This is a genomic window from Lysobacter sp. K5869 (genome assembly GCF_018847975.1).
Classification (GTDB): Bacteria; Pseudomonadota; Gammaproteobacteria; order Xanthomonadales; family Xanthomonadaceae; genus Lysobacter.
The window spans coordinates 1,061,949-1,088,027 of record NZ_CP072597.1; the positions used below are offsets into that span (position 1 = coordinate 1,061,949).

Annotated in this window: 21 protein-coding genes; 17 read left to right on the forward strand and 4 right to left on the reverse strand. The window is 68.3% G+C overall.

The features are described from left to right. Positions 1 to 90 precede the first annotated feature (90 nt). From recF to J5226_RS04620, 11 genes are all read left to right on the forward strand, one after another. A complete protein-coding gene (gene recF, locus J5226_RS04570; RefSeq protein ID WP_215838680.1) occupies positions 91 to 1,176 on the forward strand; it encodes a DNA replication/repair protein RecF in 1,086 nt (361 codons plus the stop codon). A gap of 165 nt (positions 1,177 to 1,341) precedes the next feature. Further along, the gene (locus J5226_RS04575; RefSeq protein WP_215840316.1) at positions 1,342 to 2,403 is read left to right on the forward strand and encodes a DUF5694 domain-containing protein; all 1,062 of its coding nucleotides are present in this window, start codon (positions 1,342 to 1,344) and stop codon (positions 2,401 to 2,403) included. A 147-nt stretch (positions 2,404 to 2,550) separates the two neighbouring features. Beyond that, on the forward strand, positions 2,551 to 4,983 hold the full coding sequence (gene gyrB / locus J5226_RS04580; protein WP_215838681.1) for a DNA topoisomerase (ATP-hydrolyzing) subunit B: 2,433 nt from the start codon (positions 2,551 to 2,553) through the stop codon (positions 4,981 to 4,983). A 34-nt stretch (positions 4,984 to 5,017) separates the two neighbouring features. After that, positions 5,018 to 5,890 carry a type II CAAX endopeptidase family protein gene (locus tag J5226_RS04585; RefSeq protein WP_215838682.1) on the forward strand — a complete coding sequence of 291 codons (873 nt, stop codon included), beginning with the start codon at positions 5,018 to 5,020 and terminating at the stop codon, positions 5,888 to 5,890. Between the two features lie 99 nt (positions 5,891 to 5,989). Continuing rightward, positions 5,990 to 6,793, forward strand: coding sequence for a M48 family metallopeptidase (locus J5226_RS04590; RefSeq protein WP_215838683.1), 804 nt, complete (start codon positions 5,990 to 5,992; stop codon positions 6,791 to 6,793). Positions 6,794 to 6,928: 135 nt separating this feature from the next. Beyond that, a complete protein-coding gene (locus J5226_RS04595) occupies positions 6,929 to 8,140 on the forward strand; it encodes a tetratricopeptide repeat protein (protein ID WP_215838684.1) in 1,212 nt (403 codons plus the stop codon). A gap of 146 nt (positions 8,141 to 8,286) precedes the next feature. Then, complete coding sequence (locus J5226_RS04600; protein WP_215838685.1) at positions 8,287 to 8,964, forward strand: energy transducer TonB; 678 nt, start codon at positions 8,287 to 8,289, stop codon at positions 8,962 to 8,964. Between the two features lie 74 nt (positions 8,965 to 9,038). Then, positions 9,039 to 9,788, forward strand: a complete 750-nt coding sequence (locus J5226_RS04605) for a MotA/TolQ/ExbB proton channel family protein (protein WP_215838686.1) — start codon at positions 9,039 to 9,041, stop codon at positions 9,786 to 9,788. Between the two features lie 43 nt (positions 9,789 to 9,831). Further along, positions 9,832 to 10,248: a biopolymer transporter ExbD gene (locus tag J5226_RS04610; protein WP_215838687.1), complete on the forward strand. Its 417-nt coding sequence runs from the start codon at positions 9,832 to 9,834 to the stop codon at positions 10,246 to 10,248. 14 nt (positions 10,249 to 10,262) lie between these two features. Continuing rightward, positions 10,263 to 10,679, forward strand: a complete 417-nt coding sequence (locus J5226_RS04615) for a biopolymer transporter ExbD (RefSeq protein WP_215838688.1) — start codon at positions 10,263 to 10,265, stop codon at positions 10,677 to 10,679. Between the two features lie 388 nt (positions 10,680 to 11,067). After that, complete coding sequence (locus J5226_RS04620; protein ID WP_215838689.1) at positions 11,068 to 11,472, forward strand: biopolymer transporter ExbD; 405 nt, start codon at positions 11,068 to 11,070, stop codon at positions 11,470 to 11,472. 2,299 nt (positions 11,473 to 13,771) lie between these two features. Here the strand turns inward: J5226_RS04620 and J5226_RS04625 are convergent. The 3 genes from J5226_RS04625 to cls all read right to left on the reverse strand — a co-directional run bounded on the left by J5226_RS04625 (position 13,772) and on the right by cls (position 16,912). Beyond that, a complete protein-coding gene (locus J5226_RS04625; RefSeq protein ID WP_215838690.1) occupies positions 13,772 to 14,527 on the reverse strand; it encodes a pyridoxine 5'-phosphate synthase in 756 nt (251 codons plus the stop codon). 110 nt (positions 14,528 to 14,637) lie between these two features. After that, positions 14,638 to 14,904, reverse strand: a complete 267-nt coding sequence (locus J5226_RS04630; RefSeq protein ID WP_215838691.1) for a hypothetical protein — start codon at positions 14,902 to 14,904, stop codon at positions 14,638 to 14,640. Between the two features lie 592 nt (positions 14,905 to 15,496). Beyond that, positions 15,497 to 16,912 (reverse strand): cardiolipin synthase, encoded by a 1,416-nt coding sequence (cls, locus tag J5226_RS04635; protein WP_255323082.1) that lies wholly within the window; start codon positions 16,910 to 16,912, stop codon positions 15,497 to 15,499. 194 nt (positions 16,913 to 17,106) lie between these two features. Here cls and J5226_RS04640 point away from each other — a divergent pair, with 194 nt between their 5' ends. The 3 genes from J5226_RS04640 (at position 17,107) to J5226_RS04650 (ending at position 20,420) form a co-directional block, all read left to right on the forward strand. After that, positions 17,107 to 17,646 (forward strand): cysteine hydrolase family protein, encoded by a 540-nt coding sequence (locus tag J5226_RS04640; RefSeq protein ID WP_215838693.1) that lies wholly within the window; start codon positions 17,107 to 17,109, stop codon positions 17,644 to 17,646. Between the two features lie 70 nt (positions 17,647 to 17,716). Further along, positions 17,717 to 18,490, forward strand: coding sequence for an SIMPL domain-containing protein (locus J5226_RS04645; RefSeq protein WP_215838694.1), 774 nt, complete (start codon positions 17,717 to 17,719; stop codon positions 18,488 to 18,490). Between the two features lie 826 nt (positions 18,491 to 19,316). After that, positions 19,317 to 20,420, forward strand: coding sequence for a PA0069 family radical SAM protein (locus J5226_RS04650; RefSeq protein WP_215838695.1), 1,104 nt, complete (start codon positions 19,317 to 19,319; stop codon positions 20,418 to 20,420). 118 nt (positions 20,421 to 20,538) lie between these two features. Here the strand turns inward: J5226_RS04650 and J5226_RS04655 are convergent, their stop codons facing one another. Continuing rightward, positions 20,539 to 22,131 carry an MFS transporter gene (locus tag J5226_RS04655; RefSeq protein ID WP_215838696.1) on the reverse strand — a complete coding sequence of 531 codons (1,593 nt, stop codon included), beginning with the start codon at positions 22,129 to 22,131 and terminating at the stop codon, positions 20,539 to 20,541. Positions 22,132 to 22,256: 125 nt separating this feature from the next. Here J5226_RS04655 and J5226_RS04660 point away from each other — a divergent pair, with 125 nt between their 5' ends. The 3 genes from J5226_RS04660 to J5226_RS04670 all read left to right on the forward strand — a co-directional run bounded on the left by J5226_RS04660 (position 22,257) and on the right by J5226_RS04670 (position 25,513). After that, complete coding sequence (locus J5226_RS04660) at positions 22,257 to 23,159, forward strand: LysR family transcriptional regulator (protein ID WP_215838697.1); 903 nt, start codon at positions 22,257 to 22,259, stop codon at positions 23,157 to 23,159. Between the two features lie 402 nt (positions 23,160 to 23,561). Beyond that, a complete protein-coding gene (locus tag J5226_RS04665; RefSeq protein WP_215838698.1) occupies positions 23,562 to 24,401 on the forward strand; it encodes a lysozyme inhibitor LprI family protein in 840 nt (279 codons plus the stop codon). A 14-nt stretch (positions 24,402 to 24,415) separates the two neighbouring features. Beyond that, positions 24,416 to 25,513: a lysozyme inhibitor LprI family protein gene (locus J5226_RS04670; protein WP_215838699.1), complete on the forward strand. Its 1,098-nt coding sequence runs from the start codon at positions 24,416 to 24,418 to the stop codon at positions 25,511 to 25,513. Positions 25,514 to 26,079 lie beyond the last annotated feature (566 nt).

Consider the following 26,079-nt stretch of genomic DNA (forward strand, 5'->3'; position numbering starts at 1 on the left):
GCTTCGTTTTATCGCGGCTCACGCCGCTCCTACCCGGCAGCCCGAGCGCCGCTCCTGCCCCGCCTCAGCCCAATCTGCGATCATTTCCCCATGCACGTAACCCGCCTGGACGCCCGCGGCCTGCGCCGCTTCGCCGACGTAAGCCTGTTGCCGGCGCCCGGGATCAACCTGATCACCGGCGAAAATGGTGCGGGCAAGACCAGCCTGCTCGAAGCCCTGCATCTGATGGCGTACGGCCGCAGCTTCCGCGGCCGGGTTCGGGACGGGCTGATCCGGGCTGGCGATCCGGCCTTGGAGGTGTTCGTCGAATGGCAGGAAGCCCGCCGCGATCAACGCCGCAAGGCCGGACTGCGCCACAGCGGCCAGGATTGGGTCGGCCGGCTCGACGGGGCCTCGGTGTCCCAGCTCGGCGAACTCTGCGCCGCGCTGGCCGTCGTGAGTTTCGAGCCCGGCAGCCATTCCCTGATTACCGGGCCGGGCGAAATCCGCCGTCGTTACCTCGATTGGGGTTTGTTCCACGTGGAACCAGACTTCACTCCGCTGTGGCGGCGTTACACGCGGGCGCTCAAGCAGCGCAATGCCCTGCTCAAGGCTCGCGCCCGCGACGGGCAGCTCGATGCCTGGGATCGGGAGTTGTCCGAGGCCGGCGAACCGTTGAGCCGCCGTCGCCAGCAGTATCTGGACGAGCTCCAACCCCGATTCGCCGCCTTCGCGACCGAACTGGCGCCCGGATTGGGGGCGATCCGCCTCGATTACGTCCCCGGCTGGCGCCGCGACGAGTTTCCGCTGGCCGATGCTCTGCTGCTGGCCCGCGAGCGCGATCAGCAGCAAGGCTTTACCTCGGTCGGCCCGCATCGCGCGGATTGGCGGATCGGCTACGGCGGGATTCCGGGGCGCGAGGCCTTGTCGCGCGGGCAGGCGAAGCTGGTCGCCCTGGTCGCGTTGCTGGCCCAGGCCGAGCAACACGCCCAAATCCAGGGCGAATGGCCGGTGATCGCGTTGGACGATCTGGCCTCCGAGCTGGATCGCAAGCATCAGCGCCGGGTCTTGGAGCGGCTGATCGCCAGCCGGGCCCAGGTTTTCATCACCGGGACGGAGGCGCCGCCCGCGCTGGCCGAGATGCAGGTCGAGATCGCTCGGTTCCACGTGGAACATGGAACCTTGAAGCCGGAATGATTCACGGCTGGCGTGGAACCGGCCTCCGCCAGCGTGGAACTTGCGAACGTCGGCTCCACGCACGTGTTCCACGTGGAACACACTGCCGAACCCGCCTCTAAACCCGCCGACCTCCCCGCGCATCCCTTTGAGACGAACCACCTCAGGGACGACCGCTTGAACCGCATGCTCTCCGCTCTGCTCGGCCTGTGCTTCGTCGCCCAAGCCGCGCCTGCCCTCGCCCAGGTCGATCTCGCCGCCCTCAGCCGCGGCACCGTCGGCCCCCGCACCCAAGTCGCCGTGCTCGGCAGCACCCATCTGAGCGGCTTGCCGAAGGATTACGACCTCAAGGCCTTGGAACCGCTGCTGGAGCGGCTCGCGGCCTTCAAACCCGACGTGATCGCCATCGAAGCTGTCTCCGGCGAGGATTGCGACCACCTGACCCGCTACCGCGAGCTCTTCGACGGCGCCGACGAGAGCTACTGCGCCGACACCGAAGCCGCGCGCAAGGCCACCGGCCTGGACGTCCACGCCGCCGTGGTCGCCGTGCGCCAGCGCTATGCCGAGTGGCCGGCCCACCCGACTCCCGCCCAGCGCCGCGCGCTCGCCAGCCTGCTGCTGGCCGCCAACGACCGGCCCTCGGCGCTGACCCAATGGCTGCAGCTGCCGCCGGCCGAGCGCCGCGCCGGCGACGGCCTGGACGCGGCCCTCGCGGCCCAGCTCGACCGGCTCGCCACCGACGCCCGCAACGAGAACTACCGCATCGGCGCGGTCCTGGCCGCGCGCCTGGGCCTGCAGCGGGTCTACGCGGTCGACGACCACCACGCCGACCGCATCACCGCCGACGCCGGCAAGGGCTACGAAGCAGCGGTCAAGGCGGTCTGGGCCGGCTTCGTCTACCCCTTCGCCGAGCGCGAAAAGGCGCTCATCGACCAGGGCGATCTGCTCGGCCTGTATCGCCGCCTCAACGCCCCCGAATCGCAGCAGGCCGCCATCGCCGGCGACTTCGGCGCCAACCTCCGCGAGCCCTCGCCCGAGCGCTACGGCCGCCAGTACGTGGCGTGGTGGGAGGCGCGCAACCTGCGCATGGCCGCGAACCTGCGCGAGGCCTTCGGCAACCGGCCCGGCGCGCGCGTGCTCGACATCGTCGGCGCCTCGCACAAGCCCTATCTGGAGGCCTATCTGCGCCCGATGCACGACGTCGAGGTGGTCGACGTGCAAGCGCTGCTGGCGCCTGGGACGCGCTGAGAGCCCTTCTGCCCGCGCGGGGCTGGGGACCCAGGGGGCAGGGGGCGCGAGGTGCTATAATTTCCGCTGGATCCCAATAGCTAATGTCTGGCAGGGCGCCGTACTTTTCGCCCGGCCGTGCCAGCCTTTGCAGCCGACCCGAAGCGAATGACCGACGAAACCGTTCCGACCCCGCCCTCGACCTCGTACGACTCCAGCAAGATCACCGTGCTGCGCGGCCTGGAGGCCGTGCGCAAGCGGCCCGGCATGTACATCGGCGACGTGCACGACGGCACCGGCCTGCACCACATGGTGTTCGAAGTCGTCGACAACGCGATCGACGAAGCGCTCGCCGGCCACGCCGACGATGTCGTCGTCACCCTGCTCACCGACGGCTCGGTCTCGGTCTACGACAACGGCCGCGGCATTCCGGTGGACATCCACAAGGAAGAAGGCGTCTCCGCGGCCGAGGTGATCCTCACCGTGCTGCACGCCGGCGGCAAGTTCGACGACAACAGCTACAAAGTCTCCGGCGGCCTGCACGGCGTGGGCGTGTCGGTGGTCAACGCGCTGTCCTCGCACCTGTGGCTGGACATCTGGCGCGACGGCTACCACCACCAGCAGGAATACGCGCTGGGCGAGCCGGTGTATCCGCTCAAGCAACTCGACGCCTCCGACAAGCGCGGCACCTTGCTGCGCTTCCTGCCGGCGGCGGAGATCTTCACCGACATCGAGTTCCACTACGACATCCTCGCGCGCCGCCTGCGCGAACTGTCGTTCCTCAACTCGGGCGTCAAGATCACCCTGATCGACGAGCGCGGCGAAGGCCGCCGCGACGTGTTCCAGTACGAGGGCGGCATCCGCTCCTTCGTCGAGCATCTCGCGCAGGTCAAAACGCCGCTGCATCCGAACGTGATTTCGGTGTCCGGCGAGCTCAACGGCATCACCGTGGAAGTGGCGTTGCAGTGGACCGATTCCTATCAGGAAACGATGTTCTGCTTCACCAACAACATTCCGCAGAAGGACGGCGGCACCCACCTGATCGGTTTCCGCGCCGCGCTCACCCGCACGCTGACCAACTACATCGAGCAGAGCGGCATCGCCAAGCAGGCGAAGATCGCGCTGTCGGGCGACGACATGCGCGAAGGCATGATCGCGGTGCTGTCGGTGAAGGTGCCCGATCCGAGCTTCTCCTCGCAGACCAAGGAAAAGCTGGTCAGCTCGGAAGTGCGTCCGGTGGTGGAAAGCACCTTCGGCGCGCGCCTGGAAGAGTTCCTGCAGGAACACCCGAACGAAGCGCGCGCGATCACCGGCAAGATCATCGACGCCGCGCGCGCGCGCGAAGCCGCGCGCAAGGCGCGCGACCTGACCCGCCGCAAGGGCGCGCTCGACATCGCCGGCCTGCCCGGCAAGCTCGCCGACTGCCAGGAAAAGGATCCGGCGCTCAGCGAACTGTTCATCGTCGAGGGCGACTCCGCGGGCGGCTCGGCCAAGCAAGGCCGCAACCGCAAGACCCAGGCGATCCTGCCGCTCAAGGGCAAGATCCTCAACGTCGAGCGCGCGCGCTTCGACCGCATGCTCGGCAGCGCCGAGGTCGGCACGCTGATCACCGCGCTGGGCACCGGCATCGGCAAGGACGAGTACAACCCGGACAAGCTGCGTTACCACCGCATCATCCTGATGACCGACGCCGACGTCGACGGCTCGCACATCCGCACGCTGCTGCTGACGTTCTTCTACCGGCAGATGCCGGAGCTGATCGAGCGCGGCCACATCTACATCGGCTTGCCGCCGCTGTACAAAATCAAGCAGGGCAAGAACGAGATCTACCTCAAGGACGATGCCGCGCTCGACGCCTACCTCGCCGGCAACGCGGTCGAAGGCGCCGGCCTGATTCCGGCCGACGGCGAGCCGCCGATCGAAGGCACGGCGCTGGAGAAGCTGCTGCTGGCCTACGCGCAAGCCAAGGACACCATCGCCCGCAGCGCGCATCGCTACGATCCGAACGTGCTGTCGGCGCTGATCGATTTCACCCGCCTCGACAGCGACTACCTGCTCAACCAGACGCCGGACTTCGCCGCGCTGGAAGCGCGCCTCAACGAAGCCGGCCTCGGCCGTCCGCGCTACTCGCTGACCCTGCACCGGGCCAACGAAACGCGTCAGGCCGCGCTGCTGGTCAAGCGCGTCCACATGGGCCAGGAACTGACCCAGGTGCTGCCGCTGGCGTCCTTCGACAGCGGCGAGCTGCGCGCGCTGCGCGAAGCCGCGGCGCTGCTGCACGGGCTGGTGCGCGACGGCGCGCAGATCGTGCGCGGCAACCGCACCCAGGCGGTGTCCAGCTTCGGTCAGGCCCAGGCCTGGCTGATGGAGGAAGCCAAGAAGGGCCGCCAGATCCAGCGCTTCAAGGGCCTGGGCGAAATGAACCCCGAGCAGCTGTGGGACACCACGGTGAATCCGGAAACCCGCCGCCTGCTGCAGGTGCGGATCGAGGACGCGGTCGCCGCCGACCAGATCTTCAGCACGCTGATGGGCGATGTGGTGGAACCGCGGCGCGAGTTCATCGAGGACAACGCGCTCAAGGTGGCCAATCTCGACGTCTGAGCCCGCGTCGGACGCTCCCCCCGCCGGCGCCGCGATGGCCGCGCCGGCCGACCCCTCGCCTGCGTTCGCGGGCGAGGCGGGCGCCGCTCCGGCGGCCGGCCGCGGCCTGGGTTCCACGGCCGCATTCGCTGCCCCCGCTTCCGGGCGCGGCTCCGCGGCCGCCCTGGCGACGCCCGCGCCCCTGCTGCCGGCGCTGGCCGGTTTCTTCTTCGACCTGCTGCTGTGGGTGTTCCTGCTGGCCGGCGGCTCGCTGCTCGGCACGGTCGCCTGGGGCTTCGTCCAAGGCCTGAACGGCGCATCGCCCGCGCAAGCGGGGCCGCCGATGGCGGTTTCGCTCGCCATCGGGCTCCTCGCGACCGCTTTCGCGGCCCTGATCGTCTACTACTTTCGTCGAAATGCGAACGCGGTCGAGCGGAGCGCCGCGTGGCGGGCGTTGTCGCGGCCATTTACGTGGATCTGGATCGCAACGGCGATCATCGTGCTGCTATCGGGCAGTTCCCTGGCCGATAAGCTGACCCAGGCGCTGACTATCGACGCCACCCCGACCAACGCCGTCCTCAGCGAGCCGCTGCATCGGCAGCCGGCGCTGTGGCTGGTGTTCGCGGTGCTGATCGCACCGGCCTACGAAGAGCTGATGTTCCGCCGGGTGCTGTTCGGCCGACTGTGGGCGGCGGGCCGGCCGTGGCTGGGATTGGCCCTGAGTTCGGTCGCGTTCGCCCTGGTCCACGAGCCGCCCGGCCTCGGCGCCGGCCGCGGCTGGGGCGTGCTGGTGCTGTGGAGCGTGTACGCATTGATGGGCGCGGTGTTCGCCTGGATCTACCGCCGCACCGGCAGCTTGTGGGCGGCTTACCTCGCGCACGCCGGCAACAACCTGATCGCCTGCCTGGCGCTGATGGACGGGCCCTGAGGCCGTCAAGCCCGGTTCCCCGCAAACCCGCACCGCTATTGACGATCCGTTAATCCGGCCGGGGCTACAAAGCCGTTATCGCTTTGGGGACAACCGGCAATGAAACGCATCTTGCTCGCGCTGACGATCGCGGCCGCGGTCGCGGCCTGCGCCACCACCACGTCGCCGACCGGGCGCACCCAGCACGTCGGCGCGGTCTCCAAGGCCCAGCTCGACCAAATGGGTGCGCAGGCCTTCGCCGAGACCAAGAAAAAAGAGCGCATCAGCACCGACCAGCGCCAGAACGCCTACGTGCGCTGCGTGGTGAACTCGATCACGCGCGAACTGCCGCAAGGTTGGCAGGCGAATTGGGAAGTGGCCGTGTTCGTGGATAGTTCCCCCAACGCCTTTGCGCTTCCTGGCGGAAAGGTTGGCGTAAACACGGGGATTTTCACCGTCGCCAAGAACCAAGACCAACTTGCGGCGGTGATTTCGCACGAAATCGGCCACGTGGTTTCGCGTCACCACGACGAGCGCATCACCCGCCAGATGGGCAGCCAGGTCGCGCTCAACATCCTCGGCAGCCTGATGGGCGCGCGCTACGGCGACGGCGCCGCCAGCGCCACCAGCCAGCTCGGCGGCGCGGCCCTGCAGACCGCCTTCCTGCTGCCCGGTTCGCGCACCCAGGAAAGCGAGGCGGACGTGGTGGGTCAACGACTTATGGCACAGGCGGGCTACGACCCGCGTCAGGCAGTGGACCTGTGGCAGAACATGATCGCGGCCAGCAGCACCCGGCCGCCGCAATGGCTGTCCACCCACCCCGACCCGCAGTCGCGCATCCACGAACTCAACGCCCGTGCCGGCGCCTTGATCCCGGTCTACGAGCAGGCACGCGCGGCCGGCCGTACGCCGAAGTGTGGATGATGAACGTGTGAAAAAGGCGGCCCGAACCCGTATCGCGCAGCCCCGAATTTCTGTTAGGTTGGCGGCCCCTTGGCCTTGCGCCGGTCCGCCGCGAGGCTCCGGTCTGCGGCCGCTGAGCCCTTTGAGGTGAGTCACATGAACAAGCAACCCACCCGTCGCAGCACCCTGCTCGCCGCCGCCATCGGTGCGGTGCTGGTGTTCGGTGCCGTGACCCAGGTCAACGCCCAGACCGCCTCCGAACGCAGCGCCCAGCGCCGCGCCTCCAAGGACAGCGGCAAGCCCGCCAAGCAGGAAAACCAGTACCCGAACGCGACCCGCACCGCGCCGGAAGCCAAAGCCTCGTCCAAGGGCGGCGCCAAGCTGCAGAAGATGATGGACGCGTTCGACAAGGAGAAGTTCCCGGAGGCCCGTTCGCAGGCCGACGCGATCATCGCCGACACCGGTCTCAATCCGTACGAACGCTCCTTCGCCGCGCAGATCGGCTTCCAGGTGGCTTACGACGCCGACGACAACAAGGCGGCGATCGAGTACCTGAAGAAGGCCATCGAGATCAACGGCCTCGACAACAACGCCCACTTCGACCGCATGTTCGTCCTGGCCCAGCTGCAGCTGCAGGAAGAGCAGTACGCCGAATCGCTGGCGACCATGGACCGTTTCCTCAACGAGTCCAAGAGCACCAAGCCCGAGCATCTGATCGTCAAGGGCAACGCGCTGTACCGCCTGGAGCGCTACCCGGACGCGGCCAAGATCATCAAGCAGGCCGTCGACGCCTCGCCGGAGCCGAAGCAGGAATGGCTGCAGCTGCTGATGGCGAGCTACGTCGAGAACAACCAGGGCGCCGAAGCGGCCAAGGTCGCCGAGTCGATCGCCGCCAAGAATCCGAACGACAAGCGCGCGCAGATGAACGTCGCCGCGGTCTATTCGCAGGCCGACATGCTCGACAAGGCCGCCGCGGTGCTGGAGAAGATCCGCGCCTCCGGCCAGTTCACCGAGGACAAGGATTATCGTCAGCTTTACGCCACCTACCTTAATCTCGACAAGAAGGAGAAGGAGGCGATCGGTGTGATCAACGAGGGTCTGCAGAAGGGCGTGCTCAAGCCCGACTACCAGGCTTACGTGGCCCTGGCCCAGGCTTATTACTATTCGGACCAGACCGGCCCCTCGATCGACGCGTACAAGAAAGCGGCTCCGCTCGCGCCGGACGGTGAGACGTACCTGAATCTCGCCCGCGTGCTGTGGCAGGAAGACCGCATCCCCGAGGCCAAGGAAGCCGCCAAGCAGGCGATCGCGAAGGGCGTGAAAAAGCCCGAGGACGCCAACAAGATTCTCGCGCTGAAAGGCAAGTAATTTCAGCGTGCAGGGCCGACCGCGCTTGTAAACCTGTGACGCGGTTTGGTATATGCTAGGAGGTTCCCGCGACTGGAAACGGTTGCAGGAACCGAACGATGGCCCGAGGCGCCCAGGCGTCCGGTAACACCTCCCGAGCTGACGGCATGACGCAAGACCTCGAACTCCAAGTTAGGAAAAATGACGACCGCGAAGGTTTGAACTGGGCACGTATTGCCGGTATCTCCTGCGCGATCGCCGTGCATGCTGCGGCGCTGCTGTTGTTGCTGGCCCCGATGACTCCGCCCGCCCAGCAGCAGGACAAGGAGGAGGTGACGATGGTGAACATCATCAAGCCGCCGCCGCCGCCCCCGCCGCCGCCGCCGCCGCCGCCGGAGCCGCCGAAGGAAATCAAGCAGCCGCCGAAGGAGCTGTCGCCGCCGCGTCCGACTCCGACGCCGCCGCCGCCGGAACAGCCGCCGATCGAGAACCTCGATCCGAGCCCGGTCGATCCGCCCGCCCCGCCGCCGGCGCCGCCCGCGCCGCCGCAGGTGGCCAGCGACATCGGTTCGAGCGTGGATCCGTCCTCGCGCCGCCTGAACCCGCCGAAATATCCGCCGACCGAAGCCCGTCAGGGCGTGGGTGGTACCGTGGTCCTGGTCATCAGCATCGACGGCCAAGGCAACGTGCTCGACGTGCAAGTCGAGAAGTCCAGCCGCAACCGCAACCTGGACCGCGCGGCCATGGATGCCGCACGCAAGTGGCGCTTCAATCCCGAAATGAAAAACGGTCAGCCGGTCGCCAGCCGCGTCCGAGTGCCCGTCGATTTCGTCCCGCCGACCTGATCGGGGTCGCGGGGCCGTTGTGAGTCACACGTAATACCTTCTTTCCTTTCCACGACATTACAAAGGTAAGCGTCATGCTGCAGCAAACCACCACCGCCGCCGCCGGGGGCTCCAACGCAGAAGCTCTCCAGCAGATGAGCTTCATGCATCTGGCGCAGAACTTCGACTTCGTCGGCTGGGTCGTGTTCATCACGCTCCTGCTGATGTCGGTTCTGTCGGTCTACTGGATCGTCATCAACTTCGTGAAGAACCTGCGTCTGCGCGGTTCGTCCGACCGCGTCGTCAGCACGTTCTGGGAAACCCCGAACGCGCAGGACGCCATCCGTTACATGGAAGAGCAGTCGCGCAGCGAGCCGTTCTCCAAGATCGCGCTCGACGCCGCTCAGGCCGCCGCTCACCACCAGCGCCACGAAGGTTCGCGCCTGGTCGAGTCGCTGAACCGCTCGGAGTTCGTGGATCGCGCCCTGCGTCAGGCCGTGACCCGCGAGAGCTCGCGTCTGGAAGCCGGTCTGACCGTGCTCGCCACCGTCGGTTCGACCGCTCCGTTCGTCGGTCTGCTCGGCACCGTGTGGGGCATCTACCACGCGCTGCTGCGCCTGGGCGCCTCGGGCGAATCGTCGATCCAGGCCGTCGCCGGCCCGGTGGGCGAGGCGCTGATCATGACCGCGATCGGTCTGTTCGTCGCGATCCCGGCCGTGCTCGCGTACAACTTCTTCGTGCGTCTGAACCGCGTGACGAACAACAAGTTCGACACCTTCGCGCACGATCTGCACGACTTCTTCGCCACCGGCTCGCGCGTCGGCGAAGTGTCGAACAAGCGCTAAGCGCAACACGCCTCCCATTTAGCGTAGCTCCCGGAGTTCGGACATGGCCTTTAGTTCAGGCAACGACAGTGGCGGCCCTATGGCCACGATCAACGTCACGCCCCTTGTGGACGTGATGCTGGTGCTGCTGATCATCTTCATGATCACTGCGCCGTTGATGACGCATAAGGTCGAGATCAAGCTGCCGGAAGCCACGCTGAAAAAGATCGAGGAAGCGCCGAAGACGCCGCCGATTACTTTGGCGGTACAGGAAGACGGCCATCTCTACTGGAACGATGAGCCGATCACCGCCGAACAGCTGGAAAGCCGTCTTTCGGTCGAGGCGCAGAAGACCCCGCAGCCGCAGATCAACGTCCGCGGGGACCGCACCACCAAGTACCGCACGATCAACAACGTGGTGACCATCGCGCAGAAGCAAGGCATGCGTAAGGTCGGCTTCGTCGCGATCAAAGAACGCTAATCGGAGATAGGAACATGGCTTTCAGCAACAATTCCTCCTCCGATGGAGCGATGGCGGACATCAACGTCACGCCGCTCGTCGACGTGCTGCTGGTGCTGTTGATCATCTTCATGGTCACGGCGCCGACGGTGTCCTACCCGATCGATGTCAATTTGCCGCAGCCGACGCTCAACCCGCCGCCGCAGACCGTCGAACCGCCGCCGCCGATCAGCTTGAAGATCGACGGCACCGGCCAGGTGTTCTGGAACAGCAACCCCACGCCGCTCGCGGCGATCCCGGGGATGATGAACGAGACGGTTCAGCGCGATCCCACGAACCAACCTCTGCTAGAAATCGACACCAACGACGACGCCGAATACGGCGTTCTCGCCAAGGTGCTGGCTTACGCCAAAAACGCAGATATGAAAAAGATCGGTTTCGTCCAGAAGTAATTCCGCTCGGAACCGACGCTTACCGTCGTGAAACGCCGCCCGCATGGGCGGCGTTTTTTTTGGTGCGGTCGCGGAGTCTGGGGATAACTTCGGTTGTGGATAACGGGGCCGGGCGATCGACAGCGAACTGGGGATCGAAGCGGCTAGGAGCCGAAACCGGCATGAAATCGGCTACGGGGCGTGCCGCTGCGCTGAAGAGCCGCCGGGCTTGTGGATAAGAGCGCGGTTGAGCGGGCCTGGAAGCGTTGGTGCGTATGCCTCGCGATGGGTGGCTCCATGCGTCGCAGCCGGACCTCAAAAGTTTCGCCCTCAGCGGGGCGCTTGCGGACCGGCCCGCCGCGGGACTAACGTGAAACCGGGTATCCCGCCCCAAGGATGGAGGTAGCTCATGGCCGTTTCCGCGTACTCCGCTGCTGGCCGGTTCCGCAACGACACCGTTGCCGAGATCAACGTGACCCCGCTGGTCGATGTGATGCTGGTGCTGTTGATCATCTTCATGGTGACGGCGCCGGCGCTGACCGGGCAGCTCAAGCTCAGCCTGCCCTCCCCTAACCCGCACCCGGACAAAGAACTGCCGAAAGCCGAGTTGAGCGTGCAGCAGGACGGCAGTTTCGTTCTCGACGGCCGCTCGCTGACGCGCGCGCAGTTGTCCACAGCGCTGACGGCGCTGGCCGCGGAAAATCCCGACACCGTGTTGAGCGTGGACGCCAACGCCGATGCCGACTATCAGGCCTTCGCGCACGCGCTGGCCGCCGCCGATGAGGCGGGCATCCGCAATTTGTCGACGAAGTAAAACGCCACGCGCGCCGCGCGTTCGCGGCGATACGGAATCGAAGACGGCTGCCTAATGGGCGGCCGTTTTCGTTTGCATGGAAGCGGCCGTTATCCACAGCGGAAACGGATTTTGAGTTTGATCCACGGGCGGTCGGGTATGCGACGCTCGCTTTTTTAGGCAGGCGAAAGCGCTTATCCACACGGGCCGTGTGCCAGCGGATCGAGAAGAAACCGGCGGCCAACGCGTCGGCTGGATGCTCAGCGTGCCTTGTGCATAACCTGCACCGGCGAACCTCATGACGGGCCGTCGACGACGCGAATGCCGCGGCGCCGTGGCACTCGCGAATACAAGGCTGAGGTCGACGGACAAGGCCCGTCTTATCCACAATGCATATCGCGGGTCGAGGTCGCAGTGAGCCGACTATCCGTGCGCGCGCGAGGTACGGTTGTGCATAAGTGAGTTCGTCTGCGCACGCGCTTAGCGCACTCGACAAGAGCGCGGTTCGATTGTCCACAGACCTGCGAACCACATTGCGGATGCGCGTCCGCCCGCAAGAAGCAGCCCATAAGCGGCATCGCGCCAACGGTGTCCGAACACTTGTCCACACCGAAATCCGCACCGTGCCGAACCCCCAGAAAACGCCTGAAAACAGCGGGTTTCGCGAGGGGCGCGCGAAGACTTATGACAAGACTTGTCCACAACCCTGAGGGACGTCGTCCCTGGCGCGGATCATCGACCGCTGCGCGATGGTGAGCGGTCCATCGCAAACGGCGGCGGACACTTGTCCGTATCGGTCGTGACGGCGACGAAAGCGAGTCTCGGCGCGTGCGGGGTTGCGTATGCACCTGTCCACACGCGAGCGAGGATGCGCGGGCTTCTGGCGGGAAGCGCGTCAAGATCGATGCCGAACCGGGGCGTACGCAGAACCAGCAGGCCGTTCGATATCCACAGCGAAGTCTCGTCGCCGGGTTCGGCTCGGCCGACGCATTTGTCCACAGGTGGAAAGATGCGCGCAGCCCGTCGTCCGGCGGCGATCTTGGTGGCATCGAATGAACGTCTCCTCTCGCTATTGCGCAGCGGCTTATCCACAAACGGGGCGAACTCGGGGCGCATATCGCGTGGAGACGGGCGTCGGCGCGCGGGTGTTATCCACATGTGGATAAGCGGCGCGCGCGTGGCCGCGGCGCGGGATGAGGGCCGCGTGCGCAAATGGATCGCCAGCCTGAGGTAAACCGATGGATGTCGCTCTGCGCAACACCGCATCGGCTGTTGTCCACAAGCCGAGTGGGTTCGCTGCATCAGGTGGCGGCGGTGCGAGGGGGTGTCCGCAGGGACTCGTGCCGATGCATTCGTACGCGTCGAAACCTCGCCGGCCAAAAAACGGCACCGGCGTTTGCCCACAGCGTCATTAATACGGCTACTCCGAGCTGTTCTCGAAAAACGGATTGCGCAACCCTCGCTCGATAGGCGCGCTCGCCGCGCGCGCGGTTTGTCCACAAAGATCGCAGCGCGCGACAACGCGCCGAAACGCTTTGCACGACGCGTTCCGCGCCCGCGTCGCGAAATGTTGTCCACAAGAGATCAGCGACGCGGGCGTCGCGAACATCCGCGGGATCCCGCGTGCGCACGACGACTCACAGAAGCGCCGCTAAGACCGGTTATGCACAGGCGATATCAACCACTTCGCCGAGCGCGGCCGTGTGCATTTCCGAGCCCAAGGCATCGCCGCTTGTCCACAAGCGCGAAGCCGACACACCGCGCGCCGCTTTCGCGATGCCATCGGCGCACGCAGTGGATAAGTCGATGCATTGCCTATGCGGCGCCAGCACCGTCTAAAACGAACTCAGATTGTGCTTGTCAGCAAACCGCCAGGCATCGCTGCTGCCGTCGCAACCCGCGTCCACGGTGGATAAGTCGAACGCCTACGAGTGGCGGCGCGGCAATCGCCGAAATGGACGCGGACCGCGCTCATCGCCGAATAGCCGGACATCGCCGCTTTCGCGTCGCAACGCGCGCCCACAGTGGATAAGTCGCACGCCTAGGAGCAGCGGAGAGGCAGTCGTAGAAACGAGCGTGGACCATGCCCACCACCCGATAGCCGCGTCGCACTGCTTCTGCGTCTTAGCTAACGCGCGCAGTGGATAAGTCGAACGGCCACGAGCGGCAGAGCGGCAGAGCGGCAATCATCGAAACGAACGCGGATCGTGCTCAGCGCCAATAACCGCACCGCTTCCGCGTCTTAGCCAGTGCGAGCAGTGGATAAGTCGAACACCCCGCGAACGCAGGGCGCGATCCGCCGCGACGCCGCGAACCGCGCTCAGCGGCTCGCCGCGATCACTGCCAGGTAGCCGCGCACCGTAGCGTCGAGACCGTCGTACAAGGCCTCGCCGATCAAGGCATGCCCGATCGACACTTCCAGCACGTTCGGCACCGCGCGCAGGAACGCGCCGAGGTTGGCCTGGCTGAGGTCGTGGCCGGCGTTGACGCCCAGGCCCACCGCTTGGGCGCGGCGCGCGGCGGCGGCGAATTCGGCCAGCGCCGCGCTGGCGTCGCCGGCGGCGAAGGCTTCGGCGAACGGGCCTGTGTACAACTCGACGCGTTGCGCGCCCAGTTCGGCGGCGCGTTCGATGCCGTCGCGGTCGGCGTCGGCGAACACGCTGACCCGGCAGCCGAGTTCGTGCAGTTCGGCGATGCGCGGGCGCAGCGCGTCGGCATCGCGTTCGAAGTCGAAGCCGTGGTCGGAGGTGATCTGGTCGTCGCCGTCGGGCACCAGCGTCGCTTGCGCGGGCCGGGTCTGGCGGCACAGTTCCAACATGCCGGGGTAGCCCGCGCGCGGCGGCGCGAACGGGTTGCCTTCGATGTTGAATTCGATGCCGCGCGCGTGGGCCAGTTCGGCCAACGCATAGACGTCGTAGTCGCGGATGTGGCGCGCGTCGGGACGCGGGTGGACGGTGATGCCGTGGGCGCCGGCGTCGAGGCAGGCGCGCGCGGCGCGCACCACGTCCGGCTCGGAACCGCCGCGCGAGTTGCGCAGCACGGCGATCTTGTTGACGTTGACGCTGAGGACGGTCATGGCGAAAGCCTAGCGCGCGCGGCGCTCAGCGGCGAGTGCGCAATCGGGCCGCCGCGTGCGCGGCCTGTGGATAAGCGATGCGGGCGGGCCTTCCGGCCCGAACCGGCGGCTCAGCGCTGCGGCGGTTCGGACTGGCTGGCGGCGGCGGCGAGCTTGCGCGCTTCGGCCTGCTCGCGCAGGCGGCGCAGTTCGGCCGGGTCGATCATCGAGGAGACGTCGCGGCTGCTGTTGTCCAGGCGCCGGGCCAGCAGGCCCATGACGCCGGCGACGAGCAGGCCGAGCGCGGCGATCAGGCCGACCGCCATCAGCGCCGGGGAGGTGGTCTTCAGCGCCAGCCCGAAGGCGGCGAAGGCCAGCAGCAGATAAACGAAAGGCATTGCGGCGTGCTCCCTGACGAAAACGGCGTTCCCCTGTCCGGGCCGGTCGCGTCGAGGCGCCCGGCCGGGGCCTCGAACGGGCCCGGGTCCGAGTGTAGCGCGCGTCGGTGCAGGCCACAGCCGGCGCGGTGCGCGGCTTGCGACCGCCGGCACATCGGGGTGGAACAGCGGCTGGGTGGGGCCGGGCTGAATGCGGCGGCGGTTGAGGGACGGTCGCGGCTTCGGGCGTTCGGCGCGGGATTGAAGGCTTGCGGAGGGGCACGCGCGGCAACGCGTTCGTGCGTGTGGCTGCGAAGTCCGACTGTAGGAGCGGCGTAAGCCGCGACTGCGACATCGGGCGTCCGGCGCAAGATTGAAGTCCCTCGGTCGCGGCTCACGCCGCTCCTACTGGGGTGCGTGTGGCGGCGTGTTCGTGGCCGCGAGGTCCGTCTGTAGGAGCGGCGCGAGCCGCGACTGCGACATCGGGCGCGCGTCGCGAGCTTGAAGTTTCGCGGTCGCGGCTCGCGCCGCTCCTACAGGGAGCGTTCGAGACAACGCCGAAGGGGGCGCAACCGCGAGATTCGAGGGAAGGAACGACGCGTTCGGCGGCGGCTTAGAGCAACGGCGACACCAACCGCGCCAGCGCCTCGGGCAGCCGCACCCGCCACAGCGAGCGGTCGCGGTCGTTGCGTACGCGCGGGGCGCGCGAGCATTCCTGTTCGATCAGCGCCGCCAGCCGGCCGCCGAGGTCGGCGTTGTAGAACATCACCGAGATCTCGAAGTTGAGCCGGAAGCTGCGGTGGTCGAAGTTGGCCGAGCCGATGATGACGCTCTCGTCGTCGCACAGCAGCGCCTTGGTGTGGAGCATGCGCGGGCCGTATTCGTGGATCTTGACCCCGGCGTCGAGCAGTTCGTCGAAGTAGGAACGCGCGGCATAGGTGACCAGCCGGCTGTCGCTGAGCTTGGGCACCAGCAGGCGCACGTCGAGGCCGCCGAGCGCGGCCGAGGTCAGGGCCATGCGCGCGGCTTCGCCGGGGACGAAGTACGGCGTCGCCAGCCACACGCGGTGGCGCGCGGCGTGGATCGCGCCGACGTGGACGCGGTGGATCGCTTCCCAGTTGGAGTCCGGCCCGGAGCTGACCACCTGCGCGGCGATCGTGCCCGGTTGCGGCGCCAAGTGCAGTTGCTTGAGCGGCGGCTGGCCGGTGGCGTAGCACCAGTCCTCGATGAAGACGAGCTCGAGCTCGCGTACCACGTCGCCTTCCAGGCGCAGATGCAGATCGCGGTAGGCGTCCTTGCGCGCGCGCTCGTCCTCTTCGTCGGTGATGTTGATGCCGCCGGTGTAGCCGATGCGGCCGTCGACGACGACGATCTTGCGGTGGGTGCGCAGGTTGAGCCACGGCCGGTGCCAGAACCAGCGCAGCTTCATCGGGTGGAACCACGCCGCCTCGCCGCCGGCATCGATCAGCGGCTGCAGGAAGCGCTGGGAGGTGCTGCCCGAACCGACCGCGTCGAGCAGCAGCCGCACCTTGACCCCAGCGCGCGCGCGTTCGACCAGCGCGTCGCGCAGCGCGGTGCCGATGCCGTCGGGTTGATAGATGTAGTACTCCAGGTGGATGTGCTCGCGCGCGGCGGCGATGTCGGCGAGCAGTTCGGTGTACTTGGCGCCGCCGTCGATCAGCAGGCGCGCCTGCGTCGCCGTGGTCGGCGGCAGGCCGGTGGTGGCTTGGCCCAGGCGCGCCAGTTCGATCGCTTCGGGCGACGGCGTCAGCCCGGGCGGCGGCGGCGGCAGCGCGGCGCGCGCGCGGACCCGGCGCAGCCGCTGGCGATGGATGCGCTGCGGGCCGAAAAAGAAATAGATGAGGAAGCCGATGTAAGGCAGCAATGCCAGACTGAACAACCAGCTCAGGGTCGCCACGGGCTCGCGCTTTTGCAGCACGATCCAGGTGCCCAGCCACACCAGGTACACCATCCAGCCGACGGTGAGATACAAACCCAGGTGAGGGATGCGGACCAGGTGTTGCCACAGCGCGGTCAGCGATTCGGGCACGGGGAGCTCCATCGGGGTGTGAGGCGGCCGCAGGCGGCGCCGGGCTAGGCTAGCCCGAGCGCGCGACAGCGCAAAGTGTGCGGGCGGTCGCTGCTTGCGGCACGCGCGAACGGTCACGGCCTGTGGATAGGATGACCCGGATCGAAAACGCGGACTCAAACGGAGACGGGACGATGACGGCCGCTTTGCTGGTGATCGACGTACAACGCGGCCTGTTCGACACTCAGCCGCCACCGGCCGAGGCCGCGGCAACGATCGCCCGGACCAACGCCCTGGCCGAGCGCGCCCGCGCCGCCGGCGCGCCGGTGGTGTTGATCCAGCACGAAGGCCAGCGCGGCTTCCTGACCCACGCCAGCGACGATTGGCAGCTCGACCCGCGCCTGCGCACCGCCGCCGGCGACCAACGCGTGCGCAAGACCACGCCCGATTCCTTTCTCGGCACCGACCTGCAATCGCGCCTGCAGGGCTTAGGCGTGGACCGGCTGGTGATCGCCGGCTACGCCAGCGAGTTCTGCGTCGACACCACGGTGCGCCGCGCCGCCGCGCTCGGCTATCCGGTGACGATCGCCGCCGACGCGCACACCACCCACGACAAGCCGCACGCCGACGCGGCGCGGATCCGCGAGCACCACAACGCCACCTTGTCGGACCTCACCAGCTTCGGCCCGCCGATTCGCGCCGAGCCGGCCGAGGCGATCGATTTCGCGCGCTGAGCCCGGCGCGCCCTCGCCGTACGCCGGCCCGCGCCGGCGCCGCCTCCCAACGCCGCACTGAAGGAGTCTTATGTCGCGTTCGACCTTATGGTTGCTGTTCGCCGTGCTCGCCGTCGCCGCCCGTCCCGCCGCCGCGGCGTTTCCGGCCGATGCCAACCCCGACCCGCGCAGCATCAGCGTGAGCGGTTCGGCCGAGATCAAAGTGCCGCCGGACGAAGTGCTGCTGAGCGTCGGCGTGGAGTCGCGCGCGATCGTCCTCGCCGACGCCAAGCGCACCAACGACGCCGACGTCGCCAAGGCCTTGGCCTTCCTGCGCGCCAGCGGCGTCGCCGACAAGGACGTGCAGACCGACTACGTCAACATCGAGCCGCGCTATCCCTACGACAGCGGCGCCAAGGTCGTCGCCCGCCTGCAGCCGGAGTTCTACGTGGTGCGCAAGAGCATCGGCGTGCGCCTGACCCGGGTCGGCGCCTACGAAGAGGTGCTGGCGGGACTGCTGGCCAACGGCGCGCAGTACGTGCACGGAATCGAATTCCGCACTTCGCAGCTGCGCAAACACCGCGACGCGGCGCGCGCGCTGGCGATCCGCGCCGCGCAGGAAAAAGCCGACGCGCTGGCAAGCGAACTCGGCGTGCGCCGCGGGCCGGTGCGCTCGGTGTCGGAGTCCTACTCCGGCGGCTGGTGGCGCGGCGGCAGCGGCGGCTGGGGCAATGTCGGCGGCGGACAGGCGATGCAGAACGTGATCCAGCAGACCGGCGACGGCGGCAACGGCGAAGACGGGACGCTCGCGGTGGGGCAGATCAGCGTCAATGCGACGGTGTCGGCGAGTTTCGCGATCGAGTGAGTCGCGGGTCGGGTGTGGATAACCGGTTTTCGCGCGGAGCCGGGTGTTCGACGGTAGGAGCGGCGTAAGCCGCGACCGCGAAACCCGGGTGCCGGCGCGAGCGTGAAACCTCGCGGTCGCGGCTTGCGCCGCTCCTACAGGGGGCGGCCCAGCCGGCGTCGGCTCGGGTTGTGGATAACCGGGTTTTCGCGCGGAGCCGGGTATCCGACGGCAGGAGCGGCGTAAGCCGCGACCGCGAAACCCGAGTGCCGGCGCGAGCGTGAAGCCCCGTGGTCGCGGCTTGCGCCGCTCCTACAGGGGGCGGCCCAGCCAGCGTCGGCTCGGGTTGTGGATAACCGGTTCCCGCGTGGAGCTGGGTTTCCGACTGTAGGAGCGGCGCGAGCCGCGACCGCGAAACCCGGCTGCCGGCGCGAGCGTGACACCCCGCGGTCGCGGCTCACGCCGCTCCTACAGGGGGCGAACCGGGCCTGCGTCGGATCGGGCTGTGGATAACCCGCTTCCGCAGCGGCCGGGAGCCCGCCAAACGCCGGCTCACGGCGCCGCCCGATCCCGCGCCGAAACCCCCGCTCCGACCCTACAAACCGCGCAAAATAGAACGCTGAACAATCTTGGGGATAAGTGCCTGCCCGCGATGTGCGTAAAACGCGCAAACCGAACGCCGGTGCGGGTTTCCCTGAATGGGGCGCTTGGGGATAACTGCTGTCGATAAGCCAAGACTCGTTCATCTTCCTGGCTAGTTGTCCACACCCCGCCGCGCAGCGGTTATCCACAACCCCGCCGGGTTCCGTCGCGTCTGCTGCGACACCGGCGGCGTAGCCTGGGACGCATGGATTCGGCGCGCAAAACCCAGATCTCGATGCAGCCGGCGGCGATCAAGGGCCGCGGCGCGGCGAGCTATGTCGAAGGCCGCTTCGCCGTGCGCACCGCCCACGGCGAGGACGACGGCTGGGGCTCGGTCTACGAAGACGCCGACGACGCCTCGCGCCCGGACACCGTGGTGACCGAGGAAACCGCGCGCAGCATCATCAGCCGCAACGAGTCGCCCGACATCGCCTTCGGCCAGTCGATCAACCCGTATCGCGGCTGCGAACACGGCTGCGTCTACTGCTTCGCCCGCCCCTCGCACGCTTACCTGGAACTGTCGCCGGGCCTGGATTTTGAAACCCGGCTGTTCGCCAAGACCAACGCCGCCGAGCGCCTGCAGAACGAACTGGCGCGGCCGGGCTACCGGTGCGCGCCGATCGCGCTGGGCATCAACACCGATTCGTATCAGCCGATCGAGCGCCGCTACCGCATCACCCGCGGCGTGATCGAGGTGCTCGACGCCTGCTCGCATCCTTTCAGCCTGATCACCAAGAACGCCTCGATCGTGCGCGACGTGGACGTGCTGGCGTCGATGGCGCAGCGCAAGCTGGTGTCGGTGTATTTCTCGGTGACCACGCTCGACAACCAACTCTCCGCGCGCATGGAGCCGCGCGCCTCGGCGCCGCATTCGCGGCTCAAGGCGATGCGCACGCTGGCGCAGGCGGGGATTCCGGTCGGCGTGATGGTCGCGCCGGTGATTCCGATGATCAACGACGGCGAGATGGAGCGCATCCTCGACGCCGCGCACGAGGCCGGCGCGCGCGCGGCCGGTTACGTGCTGCTGCGCTTGCCGCACGAGCTCAAGCAGGTCTGGCGCGATTGGCTGCGCCTGCACTACCCGGACCGCGCCGCGCACGTGATGAGCCTGATCCAGCAGATGAACGGCGGCAAGGATTACGACGCGCGCTTCGGCCACCGCATGCGCGGCGAAGGGCCGTTCGCGCAGTTGATCGAACAGCGTTTCCAGAAAGCGTGGCGGCGGCTCGGATTCGGGCGTTTGCCGCCGCTGGACACCGCGCAGTTCGTCGCGCCGCGCAAACCGACGCCGCAGATGGAATTGTTCTGAGACGGGCTGTGGATAGATCGCCGCGCGCGCGGAGCGCGGCGCTTATCCACACGAAGCGCTAAGCGGCGCGCTTATCCACAACGACGCATCGCCGCGCGCATTCGCATCGCATCGCGACTCAACCCGCGCCGTCCTCGCACAAGGCGTCGGCCGGTACCGCGATCTGTTCCGCCGCGGTCGCGCCCGCCGGCCCGAGCAGCGCATACACCACCCACGCCACCACCGCCGTCGCGCCGGCCAGCGCATACATCAACCACGCGAACGCGCTGTCGTACGCCGCGCGCAACGCCGCCGGCGCGAACTGCGGCAGCAGCGCCTGCGCGCGCGCCGCGTCGCCGGTGGCCAAGCGCTGCGCGGCTTGGTTGAGCGCGTCGCCGGCGAGCGCGCCGGCGTGGCCGAGCCGCCACTGCAGCAAGCCGGCCAGCGCCGCGGCCACCACCGCCAGGGCGATGCCCTCGCCCGACACGCGGCTGGCGCCGAACACGCCGGCGGCCATGCCGGCGCGTTCCTTCGGCACCACGCTGATCGCCAGGCCGTCCATCAGGCCCCACGGAATCGCCGAGCCGGTGCCGATCAACAGCATCGGCGCGACCAGCCCGGCGACTTCGCCGCGGCCCGCGGCCCAGCCGAGCCAGGCGAGGCCGGCGGCGGCGAGCAGCAACCCCGCCGCGCACAAGGTCGAGGCGGCGACGCGATGGTTGAGCACGGCGGCGAGCATCGGCACCACCAGCATCGGCGCCGACAGCGCGATCATCATCAGGCCGGCGTCGAGCGTGCCGAGGCCGTGGATGCCGATCAGCCGCACCGGCAGCAGCACGATCAGCGCGAGGTAACACAGCCCGGTGCCGATCGGCAGCAACTGCGCGCCGACGAAGCGCGGGTAGCGCAGCAAACTCAAATCGAGCATCGGCCGCGCGGCGCCGGCTTTGGCGAGCGTGGTCTCGATGCGCACGAACCACACCAGCAGCAGCGCCGAACCGATCAGCGCCGCCAACACTCGCGCATCGCTCCAGCCGCGCTCGGGCGCTTCCAGCACGCCGATGGTCAGCAGCGCCAGCATCGCGGTCGAACTCAGGCTGCCGCGCCAATCCAGGCCGCTGGCGTCGGGGTCGCGCGACTCGCGCATGCGCGGCACGCCGAACACGGTCGCCAGCACCGCGATGACCACGCTCGACAGGAACACCGAGCGCCAGCCTTGCGTCTGCACCAGCCAACCGGCGAGGCTCGGCCCGAACGCGAGGCCCAGGCCGAACGCGGTGCCGAGCAGGCTGAAGGCGCGGATCCGCGCCGGCCCGTGGAATTCCTGCGACAAAGCCGCGTTGCCGCCGGCCAGCGCCAGCGCCGCGGCGACGCCCTGCAACACGCGCAGGCCGTTGAGCGCGGCCAGACTCGGCGCCAGCGCCAGCAGCAGCGAGACCAGCGCGTAAGCCACGATGCCGGTGGCGAACACGCGCTTGCGGCCGTAGGTGTCGGCGAGCGTGCCGGCCGCCATCAGACAACTGCCGAAGGCGAGCATGAAGGCGTTGGTCATCCAGTTCAGCGCCACCGGGGTGCCGCCGAGTTCGGCGGCGATGGCCGGGATCGCCACCGGCGGCGCGGTGAAGCTCAGCGGCAGCACCAGCCCGGCCAGGCAGATGGCGCCGAGGATCCAAAAACGGTCGTGGCGGCCGGGCGCGGGCGCGGGCGCGGCGGAAGAGGCGGAAGCGGACATGCGGGCGGGCCGTGGGGGACGGCTGGACAGCTTAGGCAGGCCGCAATCGGCGAAAAATACCGCGTCGGTTCATGCTTTATGGAGCAAACGGACATAATGGCGGCCTCGCCCTCGGGACCCGCCGCATGGACAAGTTCGGCAGCCTGCTCGCCTTCGTCCGCACCGCCCACGCCCGCAGCTTCGTCGCCGCGGCGCGCCAGCTCGGGGTGTCGTCGTCGGCCGTGGGCAAGAGCGTGGCCCGGCTCGAACAGCAGCTCGGCGTGCGCCTGCTCCAGCGCAACACCCGCAACGTCCAGCTCACTGAGGAAGGCCGCCAGTTCTACGAGCGCTGCAAGCCGTTGCTGGACGAACTCGAAGACGCCGAGGCCGCGCTCACCCACGCCATGCAGGCGCCGCGCGGCCGCCTGCGCATCGCCCTGCCGACCGTGGGCTACCGGTTCCTGATGCCGGTGCTGGGCGAGTTCCGCCAGCGCTATCCCGAGGTCGAACTGGAACTGGATTTCAGCGACCAGATGGTCGATGTCATCGACGGCAGCTTCGACGTCGCCATCCGCAGCGGCGACATGCCCGACTCGCGTTTGCGCGCGCGCCGGCTCGGGCCGTTCTGCTTCATGTTGTGCGCGTCGCCGGAGTACCTCGCGCGCCGCGGCGAACCGCGCGCGCCGGCCGATCTGGCCGGGCACGACTGCATCCACTTCCGCTTCGCCAACAGCGGCAAGCTGCAGGAATGGTCGCTGCGGCTGGAGCCCGGCGAAACCGCGCCGCATCTGCCGGCGGCGCTGATCTGCAACAACAGCGAGGCCGCGGTGCAGGCCGCGCTGCACGGGCTCGGCATCGTGTACTCGGTGGATTTCCTGGTGCGCGAGCATCTCGCCGCCGGCCGTCTGCAGCGCGTGCTGCCGGGGTTCGAGGCGCAGCGCGGGCAGTTCTGGGCCTTGTGGCCGGAGCACCGGCACGTGTCGCCGAAGCTGCGCGCGTTTCTGGATTTCGTCGGCGAGCGATTGTTCCGGCATGCGCCGATCGCGTGAGCGCGTAGCCGGCGCGGGTCGGCTGCGCGGCTCGCGGGACACGGCTTGCATCGACTCGCATGAGGCTGAGCAGAGGCCTGGCGAAGCTATCCACAGCATCGCGGCGATGACGGGCCGGCAAGGTCCGCGCAACGCGACTCGCACCGACTCGCCGCGACCACGGCCTGATCGAATCTGTCCACCGCCTCGCCCGCGGTGGCATGCGCGCGCGGCGTGGCCGACAATGCGCCAGCGCGCTGCCGCACCGGACGCGCCTTCGCCGATTCGCCGGACTGCGCAAGGATGCCCACGCTCCCGATGTCTCCCGCACGTTCCCCCGCCCGCTCCCGCCGCCCCCGCGTGCGGCCCGATGCGGCGCGCCCGGCTTCTCGCGTTTCCTTCTCCCTGCCGCAAGGACTCCGCATGTTCCGATCCCCCGCCTTCCGCGCTTGCGCGGCGCTGGCCCTGCTCGCCGCCGCCGCGGCGAGCCACGCCGTCGGCTTCGATTGCCGCCGCGCCCGCACCCAGGTCGAAAAGACGATCTGCGCCGACGCCGAGCTGTCGCGCCTGGACAGCGAAATGAACGACCTCTACCGGCAGATCCGCGCCGAAACCCGCGGCGTCGACGGCGAAACCGGCCGGCGGGTCGATCCCATCGCTGCCGAGAACGCGCGCTGGCTCGAAGGCCGCAACGAATGCCACGACGCCGCCTGCATCCGCGACGCCTATCAACAGCGCATCGCGCAGATGCGCCGCGACTGGGGCGACGCCTTGACTCCGACCCAGGCCGCCGCCGCGCCGGCCAAGAGCAAGAACGACTACCGCTACGACCGCCACGGCGACTTCAAGATCTTCATCGCCGACCTGCGCAAGGCGGTGGCCGCCGACGACCGCGCCGCGGTGGCGAAGATGATCGCGCAGCCGTTCGCCGACTTCAGCCGCGGCAGCAGCTGCCTGCCCGGCAACGACCCGTGCGACGAGCAGCAGCGCAAGCAATCGGCCAGCGCGCGCAGCGAGGCCGAGGCGATCGCCAAGTACGACCGCATCGTCACCGCCTCGGTGCGTTCGGCGCTCAAGGCCAACCGTGTGCGCGCTTACTCGCGCAAGCTCGATTCGGGCGAGGACGAGAACGGCGAGGTGCAGGCGCCCGGCGTGATCGAGCCGGGCGAGTACCTGCTGGAAAACGACGACGCCACCCAGCAGCGCGTGTTCAAGCGCGTCAACGGCGTCTACAAGCTGCAACGCATTCCGTTCTATTCCTGAGGCAGGACGCTTCCATGACGATGTCTTCGCGTATCGCCGCCGCCGCGCTGCTGCTCGCCGCGCCGGCCTTCGCCCACGCCGCGCCGGCGGCGTCCTTCGACGGTTTCTGGGAGGCCTGCCAGCGCTATCAGGGCGAGCTGTGGTGCCAGAGCCTGCAACTGGAACAGCGCGGCGCGCAGATCCGCGGCGCGTGGAACTGGCGCGCCAGCAACACCGGCGGCACCAATCTGTTCAAGGGCCGTGTGGTCGACGGGCGGGTCGAGTTCGATCCCGAAGGCTGCGTGATCGGTTACGACCGCTGCGATCCGCGCACGCCGTCGGAGCAGCCGAATTACCTGCTGCACTGCGGCGCCGAATTGCATTGGGTCGGCGCCGATACCGACAGCTGCCAGGCCAAGATCGCCGAAGGCTCGCGTTACCGCCGCATCCCGCGCGCCAAGGCCGACCCGGTGAACTTCTCGGCCTACGCGTACTTCGACGACGGCAAGGCGCATCCCTCGTTCGACTGCGCCAAGGCGCAAACGCCGGTGGAACGCGCGATCTGCGCCGACCCCGCCGCCGCGCGCAGCGACGCGGCCATCGGCCATCGCTACGCCGATCTGCTGCAACGCCTCAGCGGCGAAGCCGGCAAGGGGCTGCGCGAGGACCAGCGTTACTTCATGGCCGTGCGCGACGCCGCATTTGAAGGTGCGGAGCGCGGCGACCGCGCCAAGACCTTGCGCGAGCAGCTCGATTCGCGGCTCAAGGAACTCGAACGCATTCGCGAGCATCCGGCCAAGGGGTTGCTCGGCGACTGGAACAACTTCGCCGGCGGCGTGGAAATCCGCCGCGGCGCTAAGGGCGAGTACCTCGTGCGCGGCAACGCGGCGCATCCCATCGACGGACGCTGGGTGTGCGACGCGCAGCTGAGCGGCCGCGGCAGCGACGAGCGCGTGCTCGCGCGCGCCGAAGACGACAGCGAAGGCAGCGGCCTGGAACTGACCCGCGTCGGCGACGCGCTGCGCGTGCGCGAGCTCGACGTCAAAGGCCAGCCGAAGGCCATGTCGGAATTTTGCGGCGTCAACGGCACGTTGGACGGGTGGTATTTCCAATCGATGTCGCAGGCGCATTGAGGGCGCGGCGGATCGCTGTCGTAGGCGCGGCGTAGGCCGCGACCGCGGGATCGCAAGGTCGCGCCGTCGACCGATTTTCGCGGTCGCGACTCGCGTCGCTCCTACGGTCGCCCCGCCGCAACAACGACGCCATCGGGAACGCTCCCTGTAGAAGCGACGCAAGTCGCGACCGCGAAGTCACAAGCGCGCGCCGCAACCCACGATTCGCGGTCGCGGCTCACACCGCTCCTACAGCTGCAACAACGAGGCCATCGGGAACGCCCCTTGTAGGAGCGGCGTAAGCCGCGACCGCGGAGCCGCAAGATCGCGTCGTCGAGCAATTTTCGCGGTCGCGACTCGCGTCGCTCCTACAGTCGCCCCGCCGCAACAACGACGCCATCGGGAACGCTCCCTGTAGGAGCGACGCAAGTCGCGACCGCGGGGTCAGAAGCTCGCGCCGCAACCCACGATCCGCCATCGCGCCCCACCCCTCGCCCACAACACCCGATACCCACCAACGAAAAAGCGCCGGAACCGAAGTCCCGGCGCTTCCTTTCCGCCATCGAAAAACGCCGCGGCTACCGGGC